This window comes from Limosilactobacillus urinaemulieris (genome assembly GCF_014838745.1).
GTDB lineage: Bacteria > Bacillota > Bacilli > Lactobacillales > Lactobacillaceae > Limosilactobacillus > Limosilactobacillus urinaemulieris.
Window position 1 is genome coordinate 154,142 of record NZ_JABUXR010000003.1, and the last position, 23,080, is coordinate 177,221.

Here is a 23,080-nt window from a genome sequence, read left to right on the forward strand (position 1 = left end):
GCTCCCTTTTTAAATAATTCACTTAAACGTTTGTTCGATTCTTGTGGTAAAATGAAATTTGAATTTATGTAAAAAGGATGGATCACCATGGGAACTCTAGGCTTTGTTTTAGGCACTCGTGCAATGGATCATGAACAGGTAATGATCGATCAACTGGCTGACCAAATGAGGCAGGCCTCAGCTAAAGACCGGTTTTTCTATTTGGTTCCTAACCATATTAAGTTTGAAACGGAAATAAATGTTTTGGCAGGTTTGCGAAAGCGGATGGGTCTTGATAATGATCAACGCTTCGCCTCAGAAAAGCTTCAGGTACTATCCTTTAGCCGGTTGGCATGGTTTCTCTTGCGTGATACACCAACATTTCAAACACCACGAATCTCTAAGATCGGGATGACAATGCTGACGTCTCAAGTAGCTCAGGAGCATGCAAAAAAATTACACCTTTATGCGAGCGAAATTAAACGACCTGGTTTTATTCAGAAGCTGACGGAGCAATTAGAAGAGCTCAAAAGTGCCAATATTTCAGCAGACGATTTTTCAATGATACTGGGTCAAATTCAACAAGATCAATCATCAGGGGCTAACCGCGTCTGGCTAACTAAGATGCATGATATTGAGATTATTTATCATGCTTATGAGGACCAACTTCGGCAAAATTTCCTGGGAAATAATGAACTTTATTCACAGTTGGTTAAGTATTTGCAAACTGATAAAGAAGTTCGGCATATGCACTTCTTCATTGATCGATTTGCGCAATTTACTGCAAGTGAACAACGGATCGTTGATGCTTTAGTAGAAAACGGGGCAGCTACCATGGTCTCACTAGTTCTCGACCGAGGTTATCCTGATCAGAATCACCCTAGTCCGAGTGAAATTCCTGCTGAAAATGATTTGTTTTATTCCTCGGCAATGGTTTACCGACGTCTCTGGAAGTTAGCTCAGCAGGATTCACAACGGATTCAACTCCAGCCGAATGTGTGGTTTGCAACACAACCGCGAGTTAACGATGATCTTCAAATGGTTGATCATTACTTTAAGCGATATGCGGCAGGCCCAATTTCAACAACGGAAACTAGTCAATTGACAGTCCCTTCAACGATTCAATTTTATACAATGGCAAATCGTCGTGAAGAATTAGAAAAAGTAGCCGCCAAAATTAGACAAATGGTTGCTACTGGTAAGTATCGTTATCGAGATTTCTTAGTTTTGACTCGTCACCTCGATGGTTATCAGAATATGATTGCACCGATCTTTGCACAAAATCAGGTGCCGGTTTTTGATGATCATGAACGCAAAATGGATCAGCATCCGCTTGTAATCCTACTAAGTACGTTGCTTAGTATTGACCAACGAGGGTATCAATTAGGAGATATTATGCAGCTGCTGAAAACCTGGTTATTGGTACCACGATTAGCGACTGGTGATTTAATGCCAATTAAGACTTTTCAAGAAGCAGTATTTACTACCGAAAATTGGTGTTTAAAGCAGGCAATTCGCGGAAAACAGGACTGGATAAAATCAGAGTTATGGATTGTTAAAGATGCTGGGGAACAGCCAAAAAAAGCAACCGGTTCACGGGTAGAGCAATTGAACCAGCAATTATCGATTGTTCATAATTACGTTGCTGAAACAATTGTGCCATTCTTGAATCAGCTAAAGGATGCAGAATCAGGTCGAGAGCTAGCAACGATGCTTTTTAACTTCTTGCAACAAAATGGGGTTACTGAACGACTATACCAATGGCAGCAATACCAGAGCACTCGTGATCTTGATTTGGCACGTCAGCCGCAACAAGTTTGGGAAAAGTTTTGTCAAATTCTTCAAGAATACGTTGAGATCCTTGGGGAGGATCGTTTGGACAAAGAGAATATTGACGATTATCTTGAAAAATTTAATGAGATTATCCAAGCTGGATTTTCAGCAGCCCAATATTCCCAAATTCCGGCAACACTTGACCAAGTGGTTGTTTCTGAAACTGGAATTGTGCAAAGCCAAAATAAAAAGGTTGTCTTTATGATCGGCTCAACTGATGATGTAATGCCAGAAGTCCGCGAAAACGATGGATTACTGATCGATCAGGATAAGCAGATCTTAGCTCCGTACTTAGATGATGATTTCCAGTATTTACCGGCTGATATGATAACAGAGTTGAATAATGAACCATTTGTGCATTATTTAGGAATGCTTTCCGCAAAGCAACAGTTAATTTTCACAGCACCACAAGCAACCAATGATGATAAAGAGTTAACAATTTCACCATACATGCGTGATTTAGCTGTTTATCTCCAGCAGCCAATTGTTAATTCACCATTAGTAACTAGTAAGGTCGGCAGAGAAAATGCTCAACAGTTTATCAGCAGTCCAGAAGCTAGCCTAAGTCAGTTAGTGCGCGTAGGTCGTCAAGTACGGGATGATCAAAAATCAATTGGTACTCCAGTTCAGATGCCAACAACCTGGAAAAAGGTTGAACAGGATTTGATTTTATTAGCCAAACAGTGGCAATTAGGCTCTAATGCTGTTGATAATGCTTTAGGAAAGAAGCTTCAACAGCGCCTCGAAATGGTAAGTCAAGGATTTAATTACCATAACGTTGTGGATGATATTGGAGCAACGTTAGCCCAAGCATTATATCTCCATGCGACCCCCAATAAGGGTGGACAACGGGTTTTATATGCCTCAATTTCACAGTTGCAAAACTTCTACATTAATCAGTATGAATATTTCTTAAAGTACGGTTTACAACTTCAAAAACGGGATCGGCTTGAAATGTCCGCTGATCGGATCGGGACCTTCTTTCATAAAGCAATGGAGGCGTTTATTAATAATACCCGTCAACAACAAGTTGAATTAAAGGGGTTAGTATCTGATTCACAGGAACTAAGAAAGTTTATTGATGAGGCACTACAGGTGGCTGAAAAAAATCAGCCTGATTTAGTTCGACTAACAGACTCATCAGCCCAAGCGAAGTTTCAGTATCACCAGTTACGTACTATTGTGACGACAATGCTTGAAACAATGTGTCGGCAAGCTCAGTATACTGCGGCCCGACCTTTTAAGACTGAAGCACAATTTGGACGGATCGGTAATCCCAACCAGGTTAATTTGAAAGCACTAGATTACCAATTAACTTCTGGGGACCGGATTTATTTGCGTGGCCGAATTGACAGAATTGATCGTCTTCCTAAGGAGCAGTTAACTGATCTCTTACAGCCAAGTGATTTTCTTACCGTTGTTGATTATAAATCAAGCAACCATACCTTTGACCTTACATCAGCGTACTATGGTATCTCTTTGCAGCTATTAACCTACTTAAACGGTCTACAAAACAATCTGCAAGAACTAGACGAGCCAACAGCGCGGCTTGCTGGGGCATTATACCTGCACTTAAGTAATCCCAAATTTGATTGGAAACGAAACCAACATAAGGAATTAGAAGAATTACAGTTGAGCTCTCATGAATACAAGGGAATCCTCTTGAATGAGCCAGCGATCCTCGATTCACTCGATCAGAAACTTCAAGATAATCAGTCGGCCTTGTATCCACTAAAAGTTACTAAAAAGGGTGGCATTTCTGCTAAAAAAGACGCGCTTCTTGTTACCTCTGATCAGTTGCACTGGCTTCAGGAATGGAACAAACAATTAATTATTGATGCGGGAGATAAAATTCTTGAGGGACAAGTTAAACTAAATCCTTATCGGTTAATTGAGGGAAGTAAACGAGCAACGGGACTAGATTATAGCGACTTCAAAGATATTTACCAATTTGACAATATGTTAGATCAGCAACGTTATCGTCAGCTTGATCCGCAGAAAGCAAAGGAAGACTTTGATAATGCGAAGAAAGAAGGAGGAGCTAAAGAGTAATGGCAACATTTAATCCAACACCGAGTCAACAACGGGCGATAGATGATCGTGGAAAGAATATTCTTGTTTCTGCCTCAGCAGGGTCAGGGAAAACAGCGGTCCTAGTTGAACGTGCTATTAAATTAATCAGAGAGGGAATTCATGTTGATCGAATGTTGATGGTGACCTTTACGGATGCCGCGGCAAAGAGTATGCAGGATAAGATTCGTGAAGCACTCCAAGAAGCAGTGCGTCAACCAGTGCATAACGCGGAAGAACAGCAACAGCAGCGTCAAATGGTTAATGAAATTAACCGGTTAGCTACGGCTGATATTAGTACCATTCACGCCTTTTGCCTAAAACTAATTAAACGTTACTATTACTTAATCCATTTAGATCCTCAGTTCCGATTACTAACAGATGACACTGAGCGTCTCCTTCTTCAAGAAGAAATCTGGCAACAAGTTAGTGAAAAACTATATGAATCATCACTTGAGCAAGCTAATGACGAGCGAGCAAGCTTTAGTGAACTGGTGACTAATTTTTCTAGTGACCGTGACGCACAAGGGTTAGATGAGCTGGTTTTGAAGTTATATGAAACTGCAAATGCTCAGCCAGAACCAGAGAGCTGGTTGCAAGAACTAGCTGGTAATTATTTCCTGGGAAATAGTTCAATTACGAGTACTAAATTTTATCAAGAACAGTTGAAACCAGTTGTTAAGGATAATTTGGAACAGTTAATGAACGACTATGCCGAATTGAGTATCCGAATGGCAGACCTTGGTTATGATAAACCAGCTGAAATTATCAAAAGCGATCAGGAACAAATCAGTAATTTGATCACAAGTTTGGAACAAGGCGAATGGGGAGATATCCGCGCCGCATTTCAAGGAGTTAAATATGCTCGAATGAGTGGCGGAGCAAAGAAGAAGGATCCTGAATACGAGACCTACCAGTCCTTAATAAAAACACGAAACGGACTTAAAGAGCAACTGAAATCTTTAGTGGCAGATTATTTTGAATATGATGAACAACAATTCCGCCAAATTGCTAATCATGCGGCTAAAATCCTAAATGAATTATCAGCGGTTACAATTGAATTTTCACGAGCTTATCAACAAGCAAAATTGAATCGTCATGTTTTAGAATTTAGTGATTTAGAGCACTATGCTTATCAAATCTTAACGCCGCCTGCGGATCAGCCAGATTGGGTTACTCTCGTTAATGAATTACGTGAACACTATCAAGAAATCATGATTGATGAGTACCAAGATACGAACCCGCTTCAAGAAAAGATCCTGATGCAGTTAGCCAGTCCAGATCAGCAAAACTTATTTATGGTTGGCGACGTGAAGCAGTCAATCTACCGTTTTCGTGAGGCAGATCCGACTCTTTTCCTTACAAAATATGAAAATTACCGTAAAGGAAAAGGCGGTGAATCGATTGTTCTAGCAGAGAATTTCCGGTCAATGCAAAATGTGACTGGCTTTACAAATGTTTTATTTGAACAATTGATGGATCGTCAGGTTGGCGAGATTGATTATGATAAGGACGCTCATTTGAAGTATGCCGCAACTTATTATGATGAGAATCCAGATAACCAGGTTACTCCTGCTGAGGTATTACTTTATGATGCCAACGCTAATCCTAATCTTCCCCAAGAAGACGATAAGCTAGCTGGAGAACTACGAATGGTTGCCATGCGAATTAAGCAGATGGTAACCAATAAAGAATTAATTTACGATAAAAAGACACAGCAAATGCGACCAGTTCAATATGGGGATATTGTTCTCCTTGAGCGAACAAAGAACATTAATAATACTTTAATGGAACAATTCAACGAGTTGGAAGTTCCATTGACAGTTCATGATGTTGAAAGTTATTTTCAGGCAACAGAAGTTAGGGTAATGATGGCATTGCTAAAGATTATTGATAACCCTAAGCAAGATATTCCATTAGTTGCAGTTCTTCGTTCACCGATTGTTGGCCTTAGTAATAAAGAGTTAGCTTTCATTCGTCTTCAAAACCGTCGAACAGACTTTTATACGGCATTAATGACGTGTCAGAGTAACTTTGAAAATCACCGCCTTCAGCAATCATCAGCATTGAACTCAGAGCAGTTAACACGTCTTCAGCAAAAACTAACTACTTTTATTGAGCAGTTAACTGAATTTCGTCAGGTAGCTCAACAACAAACCTTAGTTAATTTAATTTGGCATATTTATCAGGAAACTGGTTACTTAGACTATGTTGGTGCAATGCCGGGTGGCCAACAACGACAGGCCAATCTTCATGCACTATATGAACGGGCGCATACTTATGAGCAAAGTAGTTTTAAGGGGCTTTACCAGTTCACTCGCTTTATTGAAAAAATGCAGGAACACGATCAGGATCTTGGGGTGGCACCAACACAATTAGACACGAATACCGTTAATGTAATGACGATTCATGGGAGTAAGGGTCTTCAATTTCCGGTTGTTTTCTTGATTAATACAAACCACCATTTTAATAATGCGGCAGTTCGGGAAAATGCAGTTGTTGACCCGAATTCTGGAGTTGGTATTAAGGTAATGGATCAACAACGGCTAGTTTATGATACGCCCCAGCGACAAATTATTTTGAATAATATTCAGCAGGGAGAACGGGCAGAAGACTTGCGGGTCCTCTACGTTGCACTAACCCGAGCAGAACAGCGGCTAGTCATTACGGCATCGTTCAATGAAACACGGCGGGGCCAAAAACTAATTGAAGCATGGAATGGTTGGCAAAAAGCATTCCAAAGTAGCCAGCAATTGCTTGGTTCGCAGTTGCGGATAAGCGCAAAGTCCTTTATGGATTGGATAGGTTTAGCCCTGGCGCGGTATTCTGATCGGTTTAATGCCACCAAGTTAAGTATTTCGGGGAATGACATAACAGATAAGGGAATTGTTTTGGAAGAGAGTCCTCTTAATACGGGAAAAGGGTTCACCGGAATGGTGCCAGAACCATTTTTCGTTGCCAAAACTTTGACTGCTACTGATGTTGAGCAACAACTGAAAGAATTAGCTAGTCCAATCAATGTAACAGGTGAAGTGGATACGCAATCACTCAAATCCTTGTCAGCAGAGGAAATTAATCGAGTACTTGCTTTTCGTTATCCGCATGAAGTCGCAGCCAAAACGACGGCCTACCAATCAGTTACGGATGTAAAACGGGTATTTGAAGATCCAGATAATCGTGAAATGGGTCAGTGGGATTATGAACAGCAACGGAAGGTGAAAAACCGTGGACTTTATTTAAGAAATGATTTTGCGACACCACAGTTTATTCAACAAGATGATCGGTCGCCAGCAGCAACAGAGGTTGGGACCGCCACCCACCTGGTATTTCAAAAATTGCCACTAGATAGTGAAAAAATCACAGTAGAACAAGTTCGTAATGAGGTCCGGCAACTAGTTAAGGAACACCTAATTAACTCTGCAGTAGCACCGTTTATTAATATGGAAGGAATTGCTGCATTTTTCCAAACAGATCCAGGACGACAGATTATCGCCAATGGGCAAAACTATCATCGGGAAGAACCATTTGCGATGATAATGAATGGTCATGAACTATTTAAAGAGGTTCAAGCAAGGGATGATGAGCGGATCCTGGTTCATGGGATTATTGACGGCTATTTAGAAACGCCTAAAGGAATTACTTTAGTCGATTATAAAACCGATCATATTAATCCTCAGTATCGAGAATTTGAATTAGCTAAAATTACTGGTCGTTATCGTGGTCAGCTGGAGTTATATCGACAAGCATTAAATATTATGAAGCCAATACCGGTTGTTCAGATGGGACTCTACCTGGTAGAATTAGGTGAGTTTATTCCATTTGAAATCGAGGGACGGCCGTAATGGTAACAATTAAGGACATTGCAAAAAAAGCGGGAGTATCCGTTTCAACGACATCACGGGCGTTGAATGATAATCCGCGAATTAGTCAGGAAACGCGAGAACGGGTTAAGAAGATTGCGGCAGAGTTAGGGTATCAACCTAACTACACTGCGCGGAACCTTACTCGTGGAGAATCGAATATGGTGGGGTTAATTTTTCCAGTTACGGAAGATACGGCACCAGCAAACCCATTTCATATTGACCTCATGCGGGGAGTTAGTACGGCACTTCAGCCACTACACTACGAAATGGTAGTAGCAATCGCCGCAACTCAAGACGAATTGCTTGAAGAGGTTCGTTCAATGGTTGATCAATCTAAGGTCCATAACTTTCTGGTTTTTTATGCAATGAGCAATGATCCCATAACAGCTTATTTACGGCAGAATAACCTTAACTTTGTTATTATCGGTCACCCAATGGATCATTATCCGGATCGATTCGTTGATAACGACAATATTGCTGCCGGGAAAGCAGCAACAGAACAACTGTTAAAAAACCATCATTTAACTCATCCAGCTTTTCTTGAATCGGTTGATCCATGGTTGTTTGAGCGAGAACGAGCAGCTGGTTATGATGAATGCATGAGAACTCATCATTTAAAAGCAGTTGTTTGGCAATTGGGTACGAATGCTGATTCGTTGGATGATTTTCTTAATAACCATCCCGAAACAGATGGTTTATTATTCTCTGATGATCTGTTATTTGTTCGCTTTTCTCATGAATTGCAAAAGCGCTCGTTACCAGTATTTTGCTTTAACAATAGTCGGTTAATGGGGATGCTGACAAATAGTGATGGGCGGATTGATTTGCGTCCCCGTGAGTTGGGGAGAGAGGCGGTTAAGTTGCTTTTCGATCCAATGAAGCACCACAGTTATGTCACATTTCAAGTTAATTAATACGAGAGCACATTAGTTAAAATTAAAGAAAAATTAGGCTGAAATCACTGGTATTTCAGCCTTTTTGTTTTTGAATAAAGAAAACCCTTCCAAAAATTTTGTGCAAACGGTTGCACAAAAGTGAGGAATCTGGTATATTATTAATTGTGAAACGTCATGAAGCGCTTTCATGACGAGAAGCATTAATTTTAAGATAATTAGGGGTGTAATTATGAGTCAAGAAAAGCCAGCGGGCGCAGGCTTGCCAACACTCTCCAAGAGTACGATTTGGATGATCAACTTTGGATTCTTGGGTGTTCAGACTGCCTTCACCTTGCAAAGTTCACAAATGAGTCGGATTTTCCAAACCATTGGTGCCGATCCTAACAACCTGGGATGGTTCTTTATCCTGCCACCTTTAATGGGACTTGTTGTTCAACCAATCGTCGGTTACTATTCCGACCGTACTTGGGCACCAAAGCTCGGTGGTCGGCGTCTCCCATACCTTCTTTTAGGGATGATTGTTGCTGTTATTGTTATGTTACTGTTGCCGAACTCAGGTAGTTTTGGCTTCGGGTATGGTTCACTAGCTGCCTTGTGGTTTGGTGCTATTACCGTTGCCTTCCTTGATTTGTCATCTAACGTTGCAATGCAACCATTCAAGATGATGGTTGGGGACATGGTTAACGATGACCAAAAGAGTTATGCATACGGTATTCAAAGTTTCTTATCAAACACCGGTGCCGTATTAGCCGCTATCTTCCCATTCCTGTTTACTTGGTTCGGGGTTAAGAACATTGCTCCTAAAGGGGTTGTTCCTGATTCTGTTAAGGTCGCTTTCTATGTTGGTGCTGCTTTGCTGGTTATTACTAGTTTGTTCACTGTTTTCCGTGTTCATGAATATGACCCAGCAACTTACGCTAAGTACCACGGAATTACTGAAGAAGATAACAAGGAAGGTGGAAACTGGTTCACCTTGCTAAAGACTGCTCCTAAGGCATTCTGGACTGTAACCCTTGTTCAATTCTTCTGCTGGTTTGCTTTCCAATACCTCTGGACATACTCAGCAGGTGCGATTGCTAAGAACGTTTGGGATACTACTAACGCTACTTCAGCAGGTTACCAAGCTGCTGGTAACTGGTACGGTGTTTTAGCTGCCGTTCAATCAATTGCCGCTGTTGTTTGGTCATATGTTTTAGCTAAGGTTCCTAACAAGTACCACAAGCTAGGCTATGCTGGTAGTTTACTTCTTGGTGCATTTGGTTTCGTTTCTGTCTTCTTTATCCACGACCAATGGACATTAATTATTTCCTACATCCTTGTCGGGATCGCATGGGCCGGAATGAACACTTACCCATTAACCATTGTTACTAACGCATTGTCTGGTAAGCACATGGGTACCTACCTTGGACTTTTCAACGGTTCAATTTGTTTACCACAAATCGTTGCCTCATTGCTTAGTTTCGCATTGTTCCCACTCTTTGGTCACTCACAAGTTAACATGTTCATCCTCGGCGGAATTGTGTTAGCTCTTGGTGCTCTTTCAGTTGGTACAATTAAGGAAACCTACGCTGAATAAGGCGAATAAGCTGAATAATAAAGTAAATTAAACTAGAATAGGACTGTGACGGGAATTAGCCACAGCCCTATTGTCTAAAGAAGGAAGGAATTGAATTATGAAACAAACATTTGAAATTGCTCCATGGCACGTTGCAACTCATAAGTGGGATCCTGAAGATAAGCGTCTTCAAGAATCAATGACTAGTTTAGCTAACGAAAATTTGGGTATGCGTGGCTTCTTTGAAGAAGGATACTCAGCTGATCACATGCAAGGTGTATACCTTGGTGGTGTTTGGTTCCCAGACAAGACCCGTGTTGGTTGGTGGAAGAATGGTTATCCTAAGTACTTCGGTAAGATGATCAACGCAGTTAACTTCATGAAGCTAATTATTAAGGTTAACGGTGAACAACTTGACCTTGCTAAGCAAACACCAAAGGACTTTAAGCTTGATCTTGATATGAAGCGTGGTGTCCTAGAACGTGAATTTACTGTTGAAATTGGTGGTACCGAAATGTACTTCAATTTTGAACGGTTCGTAAGTGCTACCCAAAAGGAATTAGTTGGTCAGCGTCTTCACATCAAGAACCGTGGTACTGGTGATGCTAAGGTAGAAATTACTAGCATGATCGATGCTGACGTTTACAACGAAGATGCTAACTATGATGAACAATTCTGGAATGTTCTTAACAAGTCTGCTAATGGTGAACATGCCGAATTGACTTCCATGACTAAGAAGAATGACTTCGGTACCCCACAATTCACTGTTGGAATGAAGACCACTTCCAAGACTGACCTTGACCATGTTGGCGACGGAACTGACGAAAAGGATGCTTACAACACCTTTGCCGGAACTGTTGCTGCTGGTAAGGAAGTTAACTTTGAAAAGCGGACAGTTGTTGTAACTTCACGTGACTTTGATTCTCAAGAAGCAATCGAAAAGCATCTTGATGAATTAAGTGAAAAGCTTGATGACCAAAGCTTTGACGATCTTCTCGAACCTCATGTTCAAGAATGGGCAGATCGTTGGGTTAAGTCTGACGTTGAAATTGATGGTGACGATGGAGCACAACAAGGAATTCGGTTCAATCTTTTCCAACTCTTCTCTACTTACTACGGTAATGATTACCGTCTTAACATCAGTCCAAAAGGATTTACTGGTGAAAAGTACGGTGGTGCTACTTACTGGGATACTGAAGCTTACTGTATTCCAGTTTACCTTGGGGTAGCTAACCCTGAAGTTGCACGGAACCTGTTAATGTACCGTTACAAGCAATTAGATGGTGCCTTTGTTAACGCTAAGCAACAAGATCTCGATGGTGCATTATTCCCAATGGTTACCTTCAACGGGATTGAATGTCACAACGAATGGGAAATTACTTTTGAAGAAATCCACCGTAACGGGGACATTGCTTTTGCTATTTACCTTTACACTAAGTACACTGGCGACAAGTCATACGTTCTCAACGAAGGTGCAGAAGTCTTAACAGAAATTTCTCGTTTCTGGGCAGATCGTGTTCACTACTCACAAAACAAGAATAAGTACATGCTTCACGCTGTAACTGGTCCTGACGAATACGACAACAACGTTAACAATGATTGGTACACTAACCTTCTTTGCCGGTGGACTCTTAAGTACACTCTTGAAATCTTGGACGAAGTTGACGATAAGGTTGCTAAGAAGCTTAACGTTTCCGAAGACGAAAAGCGTCGTTGGAAGGGAATCGTTGATAACATGTACCTTCCTTACGATAAGGAACGTGACATCTTCCCAGAAAATGATGGCTTCATGGACAAGGACTTAACACCAGTTTCTGAAATTCCAAGCGATCAATTACCACTTAACCAACACTGGTCATGGGACCGGATCTTACGTTCACCATACGTAAAGCAAGGTGACGTTATCCAAGGTCTTTGGGACTTCATTGATGACTTTACTAAGGAACAAAAGAAGAACAACTTCGACTTCTATGAACAATTTACGGTTCACGAATCAAGTCTTTCAGCTTCTGTTTACTCAATCATTGCTGCTAATATTGGTTACGAAGACAAGGCTGTTGAATTATATGAACGTTCAGCTCGTCTTGACCTTGATAACTACAACAACGATACTTCAGATGGTTTACACATCACTTCAATGACTGGTTCATGGCTTGATATTGTTCAAGGATTCGCTGGCATGCGTGTTCGGGGTAACGAATTACACTATGCACCATTCCTTCCTAAGAAGTGGAACTCATACCAATTCCGTCAAATGTTCCGTGGTCGGATCTTGAAGGTTAAGGTTGACAAGCACGGTACTAAGATTGACTTGGTATCAGGTGACCCAATTACCATTGATCTTGACGGTAAGAAGCTTGAATTGAAGTAATTACTGGAGGAATTTCGATAATGAAGTTTGAAGATTTGAAAGGTTTTGCTTTTGACCTTGATGGTGTAATCGCTGATACTGCCCGTTTTCACGGCCAAGCATGGCACCAACTTGCTGATAAAGTTGGCACAGAATGGACTCCTGAACTTGCGGACAGTTTAAAGGGAGTTAGCCGGATGGATTCCCTAGAATTGATCCTGAAGGCTGGTGGTCACGAGAATGATTACTCTCAAGAAGAAAAAGAAGCACTGGCTACCGAAAAGAATGACAACTACATTAAGTTAGTTGAAACATTGACTCCTGCTGATATTCTTCCAGGAATGAAGGACTTCTTGGATGAATTAAAGGAAAACAACTACCATATTGTTTTGGCCTCAGCTTCTAAGAATGCACCTAAAGTATTAAAGTACTTACAAATTACTGATTACTTTGAAGGAATTGTGGATCCTGCTAAGTTAACTCACGGTAAACCTGACCCAGAGATTTATAGTGAAGCAGCTAAGCTAATGAACCTTCCTGCTGACCAAGTAGCAGGATTAGAGGATGCTCAAGCAGGAATTGAATCAATTAATCGTGCTGGTGAACTTTCCATCGGCTTCGGCTCAGAATTGAAGGATGCCGATGTTAAGTTTGCTGAAACTGGTGATGTTTCGCTGGCAGCAATTAAGAAACAAATGAACTAATGTTAACTCTCTATCAAATGAATAATTAAGAATATTAGTTCAGTTGGATAATTGGGAGGAGGATGGATGGTATTAACAGTTAAATCCATTCTTGCTAAAAGCGAATATCACTGCATAATTAAAGGAAATGCAACGTTGAAATTCTTCGTTGTGTTTCCTTTTTGATTAGATTGAGGAATGAACGATGAAACGACAAAGGATAATTAAATTTCTAGGATTAGCAGTGGTTGTAATTGGAATTGGAATAGGAGTAGGAGGAGCTGTTAATATTGTGCTAAAAGATAGTCATAATGAGAAGACAAAAACCGTGCAGGAGACCAGTCAGAAGTCACGACTAAGGTTAACCGATCAACAGTTAAGCATTTTAGTAGGTTTAGCGATGGATCCAAAGTGGTTAACAGAACAGCTTAATAGTAATCAACTAGTCTATGGTGTCGTTAAACCATCGGATACCGTCCCAAAAGGAATTGGAGAAAATGAAAGCTTCCTAATTGCAGCGGGTGAGAGGCAGAGAATCATTTACTTTTCAGTTAATGAAGATCAAACTGTTGAGATTAAAGATAGTCAAAATAACCAAATAAGACGAAAAAAGGAAGTAACGGTAAGGCAATTAGTAAGGAGGTTTTATCAAACTTCGAAACAGCAACAACAAGTTAATGAGTTGGTTAGTGAGTTACGAACAGAGTAAGATAAGCGTTAGTAATTGAATAAATACTTAAATTTTATTTGTACTATTACCTAAACAGCAGCCTAGTTCAGTAGTGAACTTAATAATCTTTAGTATTTATGATTGAATATTGCCTTAGAGGAACATAACATGTATATTATTAGAAAATAATGAGAGAGTTATGAGGAGGGACAGCAATGTTCAGTCAAATTGGTCAATTAATCTTTGATAATGAAGCTGTTGCAAAGACTCAGGACTTTACAATGGGCCTTGAAATCGAAATGCAACGGGTAGATGAGAATGGTAACATTAGCCAGGAGCCATATCCATCGGCAATTGGTGATGAAAAGACCAATCCATGGATTACCAATGATTTTTTGGAAACAATGTCTGAAACGGTAACGCCGTCTGCTCAACACGCGCTTGATGCAATGCACTATTTATACGTTATTAATAATTCGTTGCGTTCTGCACTAGCTCCTGGAGAATTACTTTGGCCCTTATCAATGCCACCACGGTTGCCAAAGGATAAGCGGAAATTGCGGCTTGCTAAGATGGGCCCCGAAAAAGAGGCGTATTTAAAGGAATGGGCAAAGCGTCATGGCTACTCACAGGGAACTCCCTGTGGTGCTCACATCAACTTAAGTATTGATCAACACGTTATTGCACTAGTTCAAAAACATTTCCCGGGAAAGTTTAAAGATGAGCGGGAAGTCCGTAACTACCTTTACACAATATTAGCGCAAGGTTTTGTTCGCTATCGCTGGTTTATCACTTACTTGTTTGGTGCTAGTCCAATTGCGGAAGCAAACTACTTTGAAAATGGTCAAGGACCTCAACACCCGCTTCGGAGCATTCGCCAAAGCAAGTACGGATTCGGTACTAAGTTTACTGGCGACTTTACCAATCTTGATCGATACATTGCGCGAATTGAAAAGGGAGTTAAGGATGGCGTCCTGACATCAGACTATGAGTTTCACGGCTCAGTCCGTTTTAAGGGTAATCGCAATCTTAAGGATTTACCGAAAAACGGAATCGAATACCTTGAATTACGAATGCTCGATCTTGATCCAAGTAGTTCAGTTGGGATTCGTACGGGGACGTTACGGTTTATCCGGCTGCTTGCTAGTTACTTCATCATGCACCCAGCGTTAAATGAAGAGGAAGTTAATGATATTCTAAAAAACGCTGATAAGATGAATGAAGTCGTTGCGGAAGAAGATCCACGGGAAAACTGCAAGTACCAAGCAACTGCTCGGGCACTAGTGAAGAGTCTTGAACGGTATGCAAATCAAATTCAATTGGGACCAGAATATGCTGAAGTACTTGAAGATTTAGAAGATCGGGTTGAAAATCCACTGACAACACCAAGTGCTAAACTGCTAAACTACGTCAAAGATGGTTCGTTAACGGAATATGCACTTCGTCGAGCAAAACGTTATCAAGTTGCAGCTCAGGAATCGATTAATCCGTTTAAGGGATTTGAAGATGGGAAAATTTATAGTTCAGACGAGTTACGAAAAGCGTTAAGTAGATAAATAAAGAGAAGAGGCAAGTTTTTCTTGCCTCTTCTCTTTATTTATTCTTGTGCTCGTTGAATTAAATCAGCGAAAAGCGCTTGTGAATAATCGTAGTGTTTAAACATATTTTCTGGATGCCATTGAACAGCCAGAACCCGATCATTATCGATCGATTCAATAGCTTCGGGAATTTGGTCATCAGCACGTGCGGTTACTCTTAGGTCGCTCCCAATTTGATTAAGTGCTTGGTGGTGGCGAGAGTTAACGTAAGGACGTGAGCCCACCAGATTGAAGATTCGACTATCTTGTTTCACGTTAACGTGGTGAGAAGGAAAGTTTCCCGGAGCATTTTGGGAGTGCTTTAGGGTTTGTCGAGGATCTTCTGATAAGTCTTGAAAAACAGTTCCGCCGAGAGCAACATTGATTACTTGCATTCCGCGACAAATTCCCATTAATGCCTTATTTGCTTCTAGCGCGGCTTTAACTAACGCAACTTCAAATAGATCGCGTTTAAAGTATGTAGATCCTAATTCTTGATGCGGTTCTTCACCGTAAAAAGTGGGATCAACATCACTGCCACCCGCAAAAATAATCCCATCGAAAAGATCAAGATAGTTGGGAATTAACTCAGGATCCACACTAGGAAAAATTACTGGGAGGCCTCCTGATTTAACAATTGCTTCGATTAGTGGCCGAGGAGCATAAGCAGCGTTACGCTCATTAATGATATTAGTAGCCTCAGTTAAAGTGTCTGCTGGAATTGCAATTCGTGGTCGCATAGAAAACCTCCTTGAATTATTTTAATAGTATTATAATAGAATTTTAATAAAGTAGAAAGAGACATTTTAAAAATTACCCTAAATGAGAGAAAGACTATATAATAGTAAGTATGAAAGAAGTGAAAAAGAATGATTGAATTAACTGATATTAACTCAAAGATGAATTTGAATAACGGGACCCAAATTCCGTGTGTCGGTTACGGGACATTCCGAACTCCCGCTGACGTTGCCGAAAAAGCAGTTGCGGATGCAATTAAGGTTGGCTACCGTCACATTGATACGGCTGCTGTATATGGCAATGAAGAAGCTATTGGTAAGGGAATTAAGGATTCTGGAATTGACCGGGAAGACCTCTTTGTAACCAGCAAGTTGTGGAACGACAATCGGGGTTATGAATCGACAAAGAAAGCCTTTCAAGAAACTTTGGATCGGCTTCAAATGGACTATCTTGACTTGTACTTAATTCACTGGCCAGCAAACCAAAAGCAATTCGGTACTGATGCAAGTAAAATTAACGCTGAAACCTGGCGGGCAATGGAAGACCTGTATAAAGAGGGCAAAATTAAGGCAATCGGTTTAAGTAATTTTATGCCGCATCATATTGTTGACTTAATGAAGATCGCAACGGTAGCTCCAGCTGTTGACCAAATCGAGGTTCATCCTGGTTGGCCCCATACTGAACAGGTAAAGTATTTACAAGCACATAATATTCTGGTAGAAGCTTGGGCCCCGCTTGGCGGACAAGGAGCAAGCGTAATGACTAACCCAACAATTCTGCAAATTGCTGATAAGTACGATAAAACGCCTGCACAGGTTAGCTTGCGGTGGATTATTCAACAGGGAATCGTGCCACTGCCAAAGTCAATCCATGAAAACCGGATGGTTCAAAATACCGAAATCTTTGACTTTACACTGACTGACGAGGAAATGAGAGCAATTAGTCTTTTAACTAACCTGGGTGGTCAATGTGCAGATCCAGATGATGTTGATTTTTAAGAGCTAATGTTTGACTAGATGATCCTAGGCTTAATTGCCGGGATCATTTTTTTGTATTTTTATCGACCGTTTGTTCGATTGAGATGTTATAATAAATAAAAACAGTGAAAGGAAAATAGCTGATGAATGATCAACAGAGAATCTATATGGCGATTGACCTGAAATCATTTTATGCATCGGTTGAGTGTATTGCTCATCATTTGAACCCGTTAAATGCTAACTTGGTTGTTGCAGATCGGTCACGAACTAATAAGACAATTTGTTTGGCAGTATCACCAGCTTTAAAGCAATTTGGAGTTCCCGGACGGCCGCGCTTATATGAAGTTCAACAAATTGTTGATCGGTTAAACCGGGAGCGGGCAAAGAAAGCAACGTGCCACCACCTCTCAAAACATAGTTCAATTTATCGGGGAAAGTTGTTAAAGTCGCCTAACTTGCGGGTTGGTTTTCAAATTGTTCCGCCACGGATGCACTTTTATATGGAAAAAAGCGCGGAAGTCTATGGAATATATCTACGGTTTATCAAACCCGAGAATATTCATACCTATTCGATTGATGAAGTAATGATGGACGTTACAGATTACCTTCACGATCATCAGGTGTCGCCCCATACTCTGGCAAAACAGATTATCCAACAAATCCAGTTAGAGACTGGAATTACTGCAACAGCAGGGATTGGTACAAATCTTTACTTAGCAAAAGTTGCGATGGATATTGTTGCTAAACGAATTCCCGCTGATCAAGATGGTGTCCGGATTGCCCAAATGAATGAGTATCAATATCGTCGCTATCTTTGGGCACACCAGCCCTTGACAGATTTTTGGCGAATTGGGCGAGGCTATGCAAAACGATTGGAAAAATTAGGCTTGCATACCATGGGTGACATTGCCCGTTGTTCGCTTGGTAAATTATCGGATCCGTTCAATGAGGAAATCCTCTACCGCGAGTTTGGGAAGAATGCTGAGTTGCTAATCGATCATGCTTGGGGGCATGAAACGGCAACTATCGCAGATATTAAAAACTACCATTCAGAAGAACACGGGATTTATTCCAGTCAAGTATTGATGAAGCCATATAAGTATCATGAAGGGTTAGCCGCGGCTCAGGGGATGGTCGACTCGGTTGCATTGAGTATGGTTAAGCGGCATGTAGTCAGTGCTGATTTTGGTATTGTCATCAACTACGATCCGCAGAGCCTTCAGTATGCACCAAACTATCAGGGGCCGGTAGTTGAAGATTTCTATGGCCGAAGAACGGCTAAGCCCAGTCACGCGCATAAAAAGCTTGATCTACCAACAGCAGCTAGCTCAGAGTTAAGGCAAATCTATAAAGAGTTGTATAAAAAATGCACTAATCCTAGCCTACTAATCAGGAAGATAACATTAATTGTAACTCACATGATTGATGAAGATGTTGCAGCGAAAACGCCACACTTCAAACAAGTTAATCTTTTTGAGGATCCGCAAAGGGAGATTAAGCAAGAACAAGTAGCGGCGATTAAGCGGCAACGTGACCAAAAAATCCAAACGACAATTCTTAAACTTCAGCAGAAACTAGGTAACAAAAACGTTATTCTTCACTTAGCAGATCTGAAAAAGGGATCGATGACTAAGGAACGGAATGATCAGATTGGGGGCCATCAAGCATAATAATGAATGAAAAGGAAATAATTGAGCAGAAATTATTTAGTGATACTTCTCAGTATAACGATATCATGAAGCGCCCTTATCAACATTCAAAGGGACATATGCCAATGCCACAGTCAGATCGTGCTGGTCAATTTTCACCTTTTGCAGCTTTGACGGGGTTTAATAATTTAATTCACCAAAAGGCACTAATTTATTCTCATAAAAAGTATCTTCCTGCCAAAGTGCAAGCACACTTGCTTAGTGTTCTCCAGTCTTTAGCAGGAACGAAACAAACAGTTGTGATTAACTACTTTAATGATGAAATTGGCTACTATGAAGAGTTCCGTGATCAAGTATCGGTAGTTAAGCCGAAGCGTGGAAAAGTCTTTTTTAATCATCATCCGGCCATTGCACTTGCCAATATTAAACAGGTTCGTCAATGATGGGTGCTGTATAATGGTGAGAATATAAAATACACTGATTGAATAGTTGAAGAGGGAGTAGTTTTGAAAGTAATTTGGCGTAACCTTTGCCAGTATTCAAAGAATTTTTGGCAACACTGGATATCTTTTATTATCTTATTTGTGGGGATGGATCTTGCTAATCAGCTGATCTTTATCCCGCTTTTTCGGTTAGCAACGACCTACATTTTGCAAGCGGGCGGAATCCCATTTATCTCTTACCAAAATATTGGAATATTGGTAACACAACACACAATGGTAGTTATTGGACTATTAGTTGAATTAGTTCTCTTGCTTCTTGTGATCTATTGGCAATTTGCATGCCTTTTATTAGGACTTCGGCTGATTTTAGCAAATCAAATTAGTTTTAAACGTCTAATGAAGGAGTCATGGTTGGTGATGCAGAATATTCGTCCTGGATCTTTACCATTAATGCTTCTTTATTTTGTTCTGGTCCTGCCGTTTGTCGATCTGGTATTTCGGACACCACTGCTATCAAAGGTTCAAATTCCTGAATTTATCTTTGATTTTATGACACGAAGTAATATGCTTTTGGCTGGATTGATTGTTTTCTACGTTATTATTACGATTCTCGGTATTCGGTTAATCTTAACCTTGCCCTTGATGATTTATCAACGTTACCGAACTCGCGATGCATTAGTTGCAAGTTGGCGATTTACCCAAAAATTAAAATGGTGGCAGTACGTTAAACAGTTAATTGTTCTTGGAATAGTGACCACAGTCAGCTTAGGACTGTTCTACCTGCTAATCTATGGATTACAGACGGTAATGGATTTATTTCCCGGGAAATTGGCGTTTATAATAGCAATATTTAATCTGACTCTAGTTCAAGTAATTAGTGAATTACTGACAATTTGGACAGGAACAATTGCCTTGCAAGTAGTAATTTCCCTAATTGATGATTTCTCAGCAGATAAGGGGCAAATAAGGAAAAACAGCTGGTGGGGATGGGCATTTCTTACCTTGCTAGCAATATTTGCCGGAGGGCTTATTGTGGTTAATAATTATTATTACCTCAAGGGTTCTGGATTAACGCGACCAGTTACTATTTCTCACCGTGGAGTTGCAGAAGAAAATGGTGTTCAAAATACGATTCCCGCAATGAAGAGAACCCATCGTTTACACCCAACGTATGTTGAGATGGATATTCATGAAACTAAAGATCATCAATTTGTGGTACTCCATGATGAAAACTTAAAGAAGTTAACGGGAATTAACAAAACTCCCCATGAATTAACGTTAGCTCAACTAACTAAGTTGACGGCACGTGAAAACGGGCATCGGGCAAAAATTGCTAGTTTTGATCAGTATCTTAACGCAGCGGAAAAACTGCATCAAAAATTATTGATTGAAGTAAAGACAACCCCTGCAGATTCTAAGGGGATGCTTAAACGGTTCAATCGTCAATATGGAAACCGAATAATTCAGGATCATGATTTAGTCCATTCACTCGATTACCGTGTTGTTACGGGATTAAAACAATTGAACCCTAAGTTAAAGGTCTTATACATCCAACCGTATAATTTCTCCTACCCGCAGAGTATTGCTGATGGATATTCGATGGAATACTCCACGCTGAACTTCGAGTTTATTCAGCAGGCACACCACCAAAAAGATATGGTTTATTCCTGGACGGTCAATGATGCCGATGTTATGAAGCAGATGATGTATAACCATGTTGATGGGATCATTACTGACAACTTAGGTGAGTTAAATTCAACTATCGATGATTATTTAGGTTCACAGAGTTATGCTAACCGGATTCTCAATTTTATTTTAGCTGTTCCTTCAAGTGGGGGACTAGAACCATAATCGAGTTAATTTAAATTGGTTAATCTCTGAAGAATTATTAATAGTTCAGCACTAATTATTTGTCTAGCTTAATTCGATGGCATTATAATTATAATATAACTATTAATAATTTTATAAGAGATGGGGCGATTGTGATTAATACAAAGCAGAAGACTCCGCGAAAACTTTCTTTCATGTCGATTTACTTTTTAGGAATTAATGGTGTCATTGGATCAGGAGCATTTTTACTGCCACAAGAAATTTATAAGGATATGAACTTGGCAGGGGTTCTGGTAATGCTGTTTGCGGCAGTAACGGTTAGTTTAATTGCTCTTTGTTATGCTGACTTAGCCAGTCGTTTTTCTAATTCGGGAGCTGCCTGGATCTATTCCTATAATGCTTTTGGGCGTTTCTGGGGCTACGAAGTCGGTATCTTTGTGCGCTGTTACTAGTCATTGTCACGATTGTGGGAAGTATCAGTTCAATTACTTATTTTCGCGCGCATCAAGAAGTTAATTCCGTTTTACGGATTTTGAGTGATAATGAAGGCGAGATGCCGGCACGGATGATTCCCAATCAGCCCCAATTATTTTCGCAACCTCACTTTACGCGTGAGAGCCTTTACCAGTACCGTTATTTTAGTGCCACGCTTAATCGACAAAATAAGCGAATGGCCATTCAGGACGACCATATTCTATCTGTCACTCCAGGAGAAATTCAAAAGTTGACGCAACGAGTATTGAAACGTCAACGAACCCAAGGACGAATCTTTTATAAGCAAACGGTTTATGCTTATCGAGTAAAAAATAATGGTGGAAAAATCAATGTTGTTTTTTTGGACGAAAGTTTAATGCTAACGAAAGCGCGTGAGGTTACGTATTTAGGAATCTTTCTCGGAACAATTAGTTTACTGCTTTATACGGTTGTTCTTGTTTTGTTCTCTAATTCAGCAATTCGACCAATTATTCAAGCAGAAAAACGGCAAAAAGAATTTATTACGAATGCGGGTCACGAACTAAAGACGCCATTAAGTGTTATTTCAGCGAATACTGAAATGCAAGAATTGTTGAATGGTGAAAATGACCTAACGAAAAGTACAAAGGAGCAGGTTGGACGGTTAACGAAGCTGATTAATTATTTTGTTTCGTTAGCGCGGCTGCAGGAACAACCGCAAATGACTCTATCTGTAATTGATGCGAGTCAGATTACCAATCAGGTTGCTGATAATTTCAAGAACGTTATTCTTCAGGACGGCAAACACTTTAAAAAGTCTGTCACTTCTGATCTCGCAGTAAGGGCGAATGAACATTACTTTTATGAGCTAGTTAGTATTCTACTTGATAATGCTAATAAATACTGTGATCCGCACGGAGATGTTTTCTTGAACTTGAAATTGGGTAAACGAAAGAAAAATGTTATCCTTTCCGTCACTAACTCATTTGTGGATGGTAAGAATGTAGATTATAATCGGTTCTTTGAACGATTTTATCGTGAAGATAAGGCCCGAACAGTCAGTAAGAAGAAGTCGGGCTATGGAATTGGCTTATCAATGGCCCAAAGTATTGTTAAGAGCTTTGGCGGACAGATTAAAGCTAGTTATTCCAATGGGAAAATTTCGTTTATCGTCACAATTAAAAGGCAAATTAAAAATAAGTAATTGACATCTGGAAAAATCAGTGTAGTATTCTAATCAAGATTTAATGAAAGGAGCCAAAACAATGAAAACACGTCATCAAAACAGTTGGCAAGGTTGGTACACTTTTGATCGTATTTAGTGTTTTCACATGGGTACGGTCATTTTGAGGTTTCTCAAAGCGTACCTGTGTTGGCTCGATAAATTATTAAAGGGGCTGTGACATAAGTCCTTTAAATTAAGAGAACCGTTCGGAATTTCATTTGAAATTCTGAGCGGTTCTTCCTTTTCTTAAAATTAATACTAAATATGGACAGCCTCCCGGCGATCTTTT

At 40.2% G+C, this 23,080-nt stretch carries 14 protein-coding genes and 1 pseudogene; 14 read left to right on the top strand and 1 reads right to left on the bottom strand.

The window, feature by feature from the left end; translation table 11 throughout:
• Nucleotides 1-87 precede the first annotated feature (87 nt).
• The 8 genes from HUK45_RS02735 to HUK45_RS02770 all read left to right on the top strand — a co-directional run bounded on the left by HUK45_RS02735 (nt 88) and on the right by HUK45_RS02770 (nt 15,455).
• A complete protein-coding gene (locus tag HUK45_RS02735) occupies nt 88-3,864 on the top strand; it encodes a PD-(D/E)XK nuclease family protein (RefSeq protein WP_191910981.1) in 3,777 nt (1,258 codons plus the stop codon).
• Complete coding sequence (gene addA, locus HUK45_RS02740) at nt 3,864-7,724, top strand: helicase-exonuclease AddAB subunit AddA (protein ID WP_191910982.1); 3,861 nt, start codon at nt 3,864-3,866, stop codon at nt 7,722-7,724. The genes HUK45_RS02735 and addA overlap by 1 nt, the downstream gene beginning before the upstream one ends.
• Nucleotides 7,724-8,659 carry a LacI family DNA-binding transcriptional regulator gene (locus tag HUK45_RS02745; protein ID WP_191910983.1) on the top strand — a complete coding sequence of 312 codons (936 nt, stop codon included), beginning with the start codon at nt 7,724-7,726 and terminating at the stop codon, nt 8,657-8,659. Before addA ends, HUK45_RS02745 begins: the two co-directional genes overlap by 1 nt.
• A gap of 211 nt (nt 8,660-8,870) precedes the next feature.
• Nucleotides 8,871-10,217 (top strand): SLC45 family MFS transporter, encoded by a 1,347-nt coding sequence (locus HUK45_RS02750; protein ID WP_191910984.1) that lies wholly within the window; start codon nt 8,871-8,873, stop codon nt 10,215-10,217.
• Between the two features lie 97 nt (nt 10,218-10,314).
• Nucleotides 10,315-12,567 carry a glycoside hydrolase family 65 protein gene (locus HUK45_RS02755; RefSeq protein ID WP_191910985.1) on the top strand — a complete coding sequence of 751 codons (2,253 nt, stop codon included), beginning with the start codon at nt 10,315-10,317 and terminating at the stop codon, nt 12,565-12,567.
• Nucleotides 12,568-12,587: 20 nt separating this feature from the next.
• The gene (gene pgmB / locus HUK45_RS02760) at nt 12,588-13,250 is read left to right on the top strand and encodes a beta-phosphoglucomutase (protein ID WP_191336922.1); all 663 of its coding nucleotides are present in this window, start codon (nt 12,588-12,590) and stop codon (nt 13,248-13,250) included.
• Nucleotides 13,251-13,434: 184 nt separating this feature from the next.
• Nucleotides 13,435-13,938: an Lreu_0056 family protein gene (locus HUK45_RS02765; RefSeq protein ID WP_191910986.1), complete on the top strand. Its 504-nt coding sequence runs from the start codon at nt 13,435-13,437 to the stop codon at nt 13,936-13,938.
• A 176-nt stretch (nt 13,939-14,114) separates the two neighbouring features.
• Nucleotides 14,115-15,455 (top strand): glutamate--cysteine ligase, encoded by a 1,341-nt coding sequence (locus tag HUK45_RS02770; RefSeq protein ID WP_098045200.1) that lies wholly within the window; start codon nt 14,115-14,117, stop codon nt 15,453-15,455.
• A gap of 41 nt (nt 15,456-15,496) precedes the next feature.
• On the opposite strand, the gene HUK45_RS02775 is transcribed toward HUK45_RS02770, so the two are convergent.
• Complete coding sequence (locus HUK45_RS02775; protein WP_191910987.1) at nt 15,497-16,216, bottom strand: gamma-glutamyl-gamma-aminobutyrate hydrolase family protein; 720 nt, start codon at nt 16,214-16,216, stop codon at nt 15,497-15,499.
• 129 nt (nt 16,217-16,345) lie between these two features.
• Between HUK45_RS02775 and HUK45_RS02780 the strand changes: the two genes are divergently transcribed.
• From HUK45_RS02780 to HUK45_RS02805, 6 genes and pseudogenes are all read left to right on the top strand, one after another.
• On the top strand, nt 16,346-17,212 hold the full coding sequence (locus HUK45_RS02780) for an aldo/keto reductase (protein WP_191910988.1): 867 nt from the start codon (nt 16,346-16,348) through the stop codon (nt 17,210-17,212).
• Nucleotides 17,213-17,334: 122 nt separating this feature from the next.
• The gene (locus HUK45_RS02785) at nt 17,335-18,861 is read left to right on the top strand and encodes a Y-family DNA polymerase (RefSeq protein ID WP_191910989.1); all 1,527 of its coding nucleotides are present in this window, start codon (nt 17,335-17,337) and stop codon (nt 18,859-18,861) included.
• Nucleotides 18,862-18,863: 2 nt separating this feature from the next.
• Nucleotides 18,864-19,283: a hypothetical protein gene (locus HUK45_RS02790; protein ID WP_191910990.1), complete on the top strand. Its 420-nt coding sequence runs from the start codon at nt 18,864-18,866 to the stop codon at nt 19,281-19,283.
• A 63-nt stretch (nt 19,284-19,346) separates the two neighbouring features.
• The gene (locus tag HUK45_RS02795; RefSeq protein ID WP_191910991.1) at nt 19,347-21,134 is read left to right on the top strand and encodes a glycerophosphoryl diester phosphodiesterase membrane domain-containing protein; all 1,788 of its coding nucleotides are present in this window, start codon (nt 19,347-19,349) and stop codon (nt 21,132-21,134) included.
• A 173-nt stretch (nt 21,135-21,307) separates the two neighbouring features.
• A pseudogene (locus HUK45_RS02800) lies at nt 21,308-21,550 on the top strand (amino acid permease); the annotation flags it as partial.
• 128 nt (nt 21,551-21,678) lie between these two features.
• Nucleotides 21,679-22,770: a sensor histidine kinase gene (locus HUK45_RS02805; RefSeq protein WP_235971936.1), complete on the top strand. Its 1,092-nt coding sequence runs from the start codon at nt 21,679-21,681 to the stop codon at nt 22,768-22,770.
• Nucleotides 22,771-23,080 lie beyond the last annotated feature (310 nt).

Bases quoted from the DNA above. Each gene is read 5' to 3' on its own strand.
- HUK45_RS02755 (WP_191910985.1), top strand. From the start codon at position 10,315: ATGAAACAAACATTTGAAATTGCTCCATGGCACGTTGCAACTCATAAG.
- HUK45_RS02770 (WP_098045200.1), top strand. From the start codon at position 14,115: ATGTTCAGTCAAATTGGTCAATTAATCTTTGATAATGAAGCTGTTGCA.
- HUK45_RS02765 (WP_191910986.1), top strand. From the start codon at position 13,435: ATGAAACGACAAAGGATAATTAAATTTCTAGGATTAGCAGTGGTTGTA.
- pgmB (WP_191336922.1), top strand. From the start codon at position 12,588: ATGAAGTTTGAAGATTTGAAAGGTTTTGCTTTTGACCTTGATGGTGTA.
- HUK45_RS02745 (WP_191910983.1), top strand. From the start codon at position 7,724: ATGGTAACAATTAAGGACATTGCAAAAAAAGCGGGAGTATCCGTTTCA.
- HUK45_RS02805 (WP_235971936.1), top strand. From the start codon at position 21,679: ATGATTCCCAATCAGCCCCAATTATTTTCGCAACCTCACTTTACGCGT.
- HUK45_RS02735 (WP_191910981.1), top strand. From the start codon at position 88: ATGGGAACTCTAGGCTTTGTTTTAGGCACTCGTGCAATGGATCATGAA.
- HUK45_RS02785 (WP_191910989.1), top strand. From the start codon at position 17,335: ATGAATGATCAACAGAGAATCTATATGGCGATTGACCTGAAATCATTT.
- HUK45_RS02750 (WP_191910984.1), top strand. From the start codon at position 8,871: ATGAGTCAAGAAAAGCCAGCGGGCGCAGGCTTGCCAACACTCTCCAAG.
- addA (WP_191910982.1), top strand. From the start codon at position 3,864: ATGGCAACATTTAATCCAACACCGAGTCAACAACGGGCGATAGATGAT.
- HUK45_RS02780 (WP_191910988.1), top strand. From the start codon at position 16,346: ATGATTGAATTAACTGATATTAACTCAAAGATGAATTTGAATAACGGG.
- HUK45_RS02790 (WP_191910990.1), top strand. From the start codon at position 18,864: ATGAATGAAAAGGAAATAATTGAGCAGAAATTATTTAGTGATACTTCT.
- HUK45_RS02775 (WP_191910987.1), bottom strand. From the start codon at position 16,216: ATGCGACCACGAATTGCAATTCCAGCAGACACTTTAACTGAGGCTACT.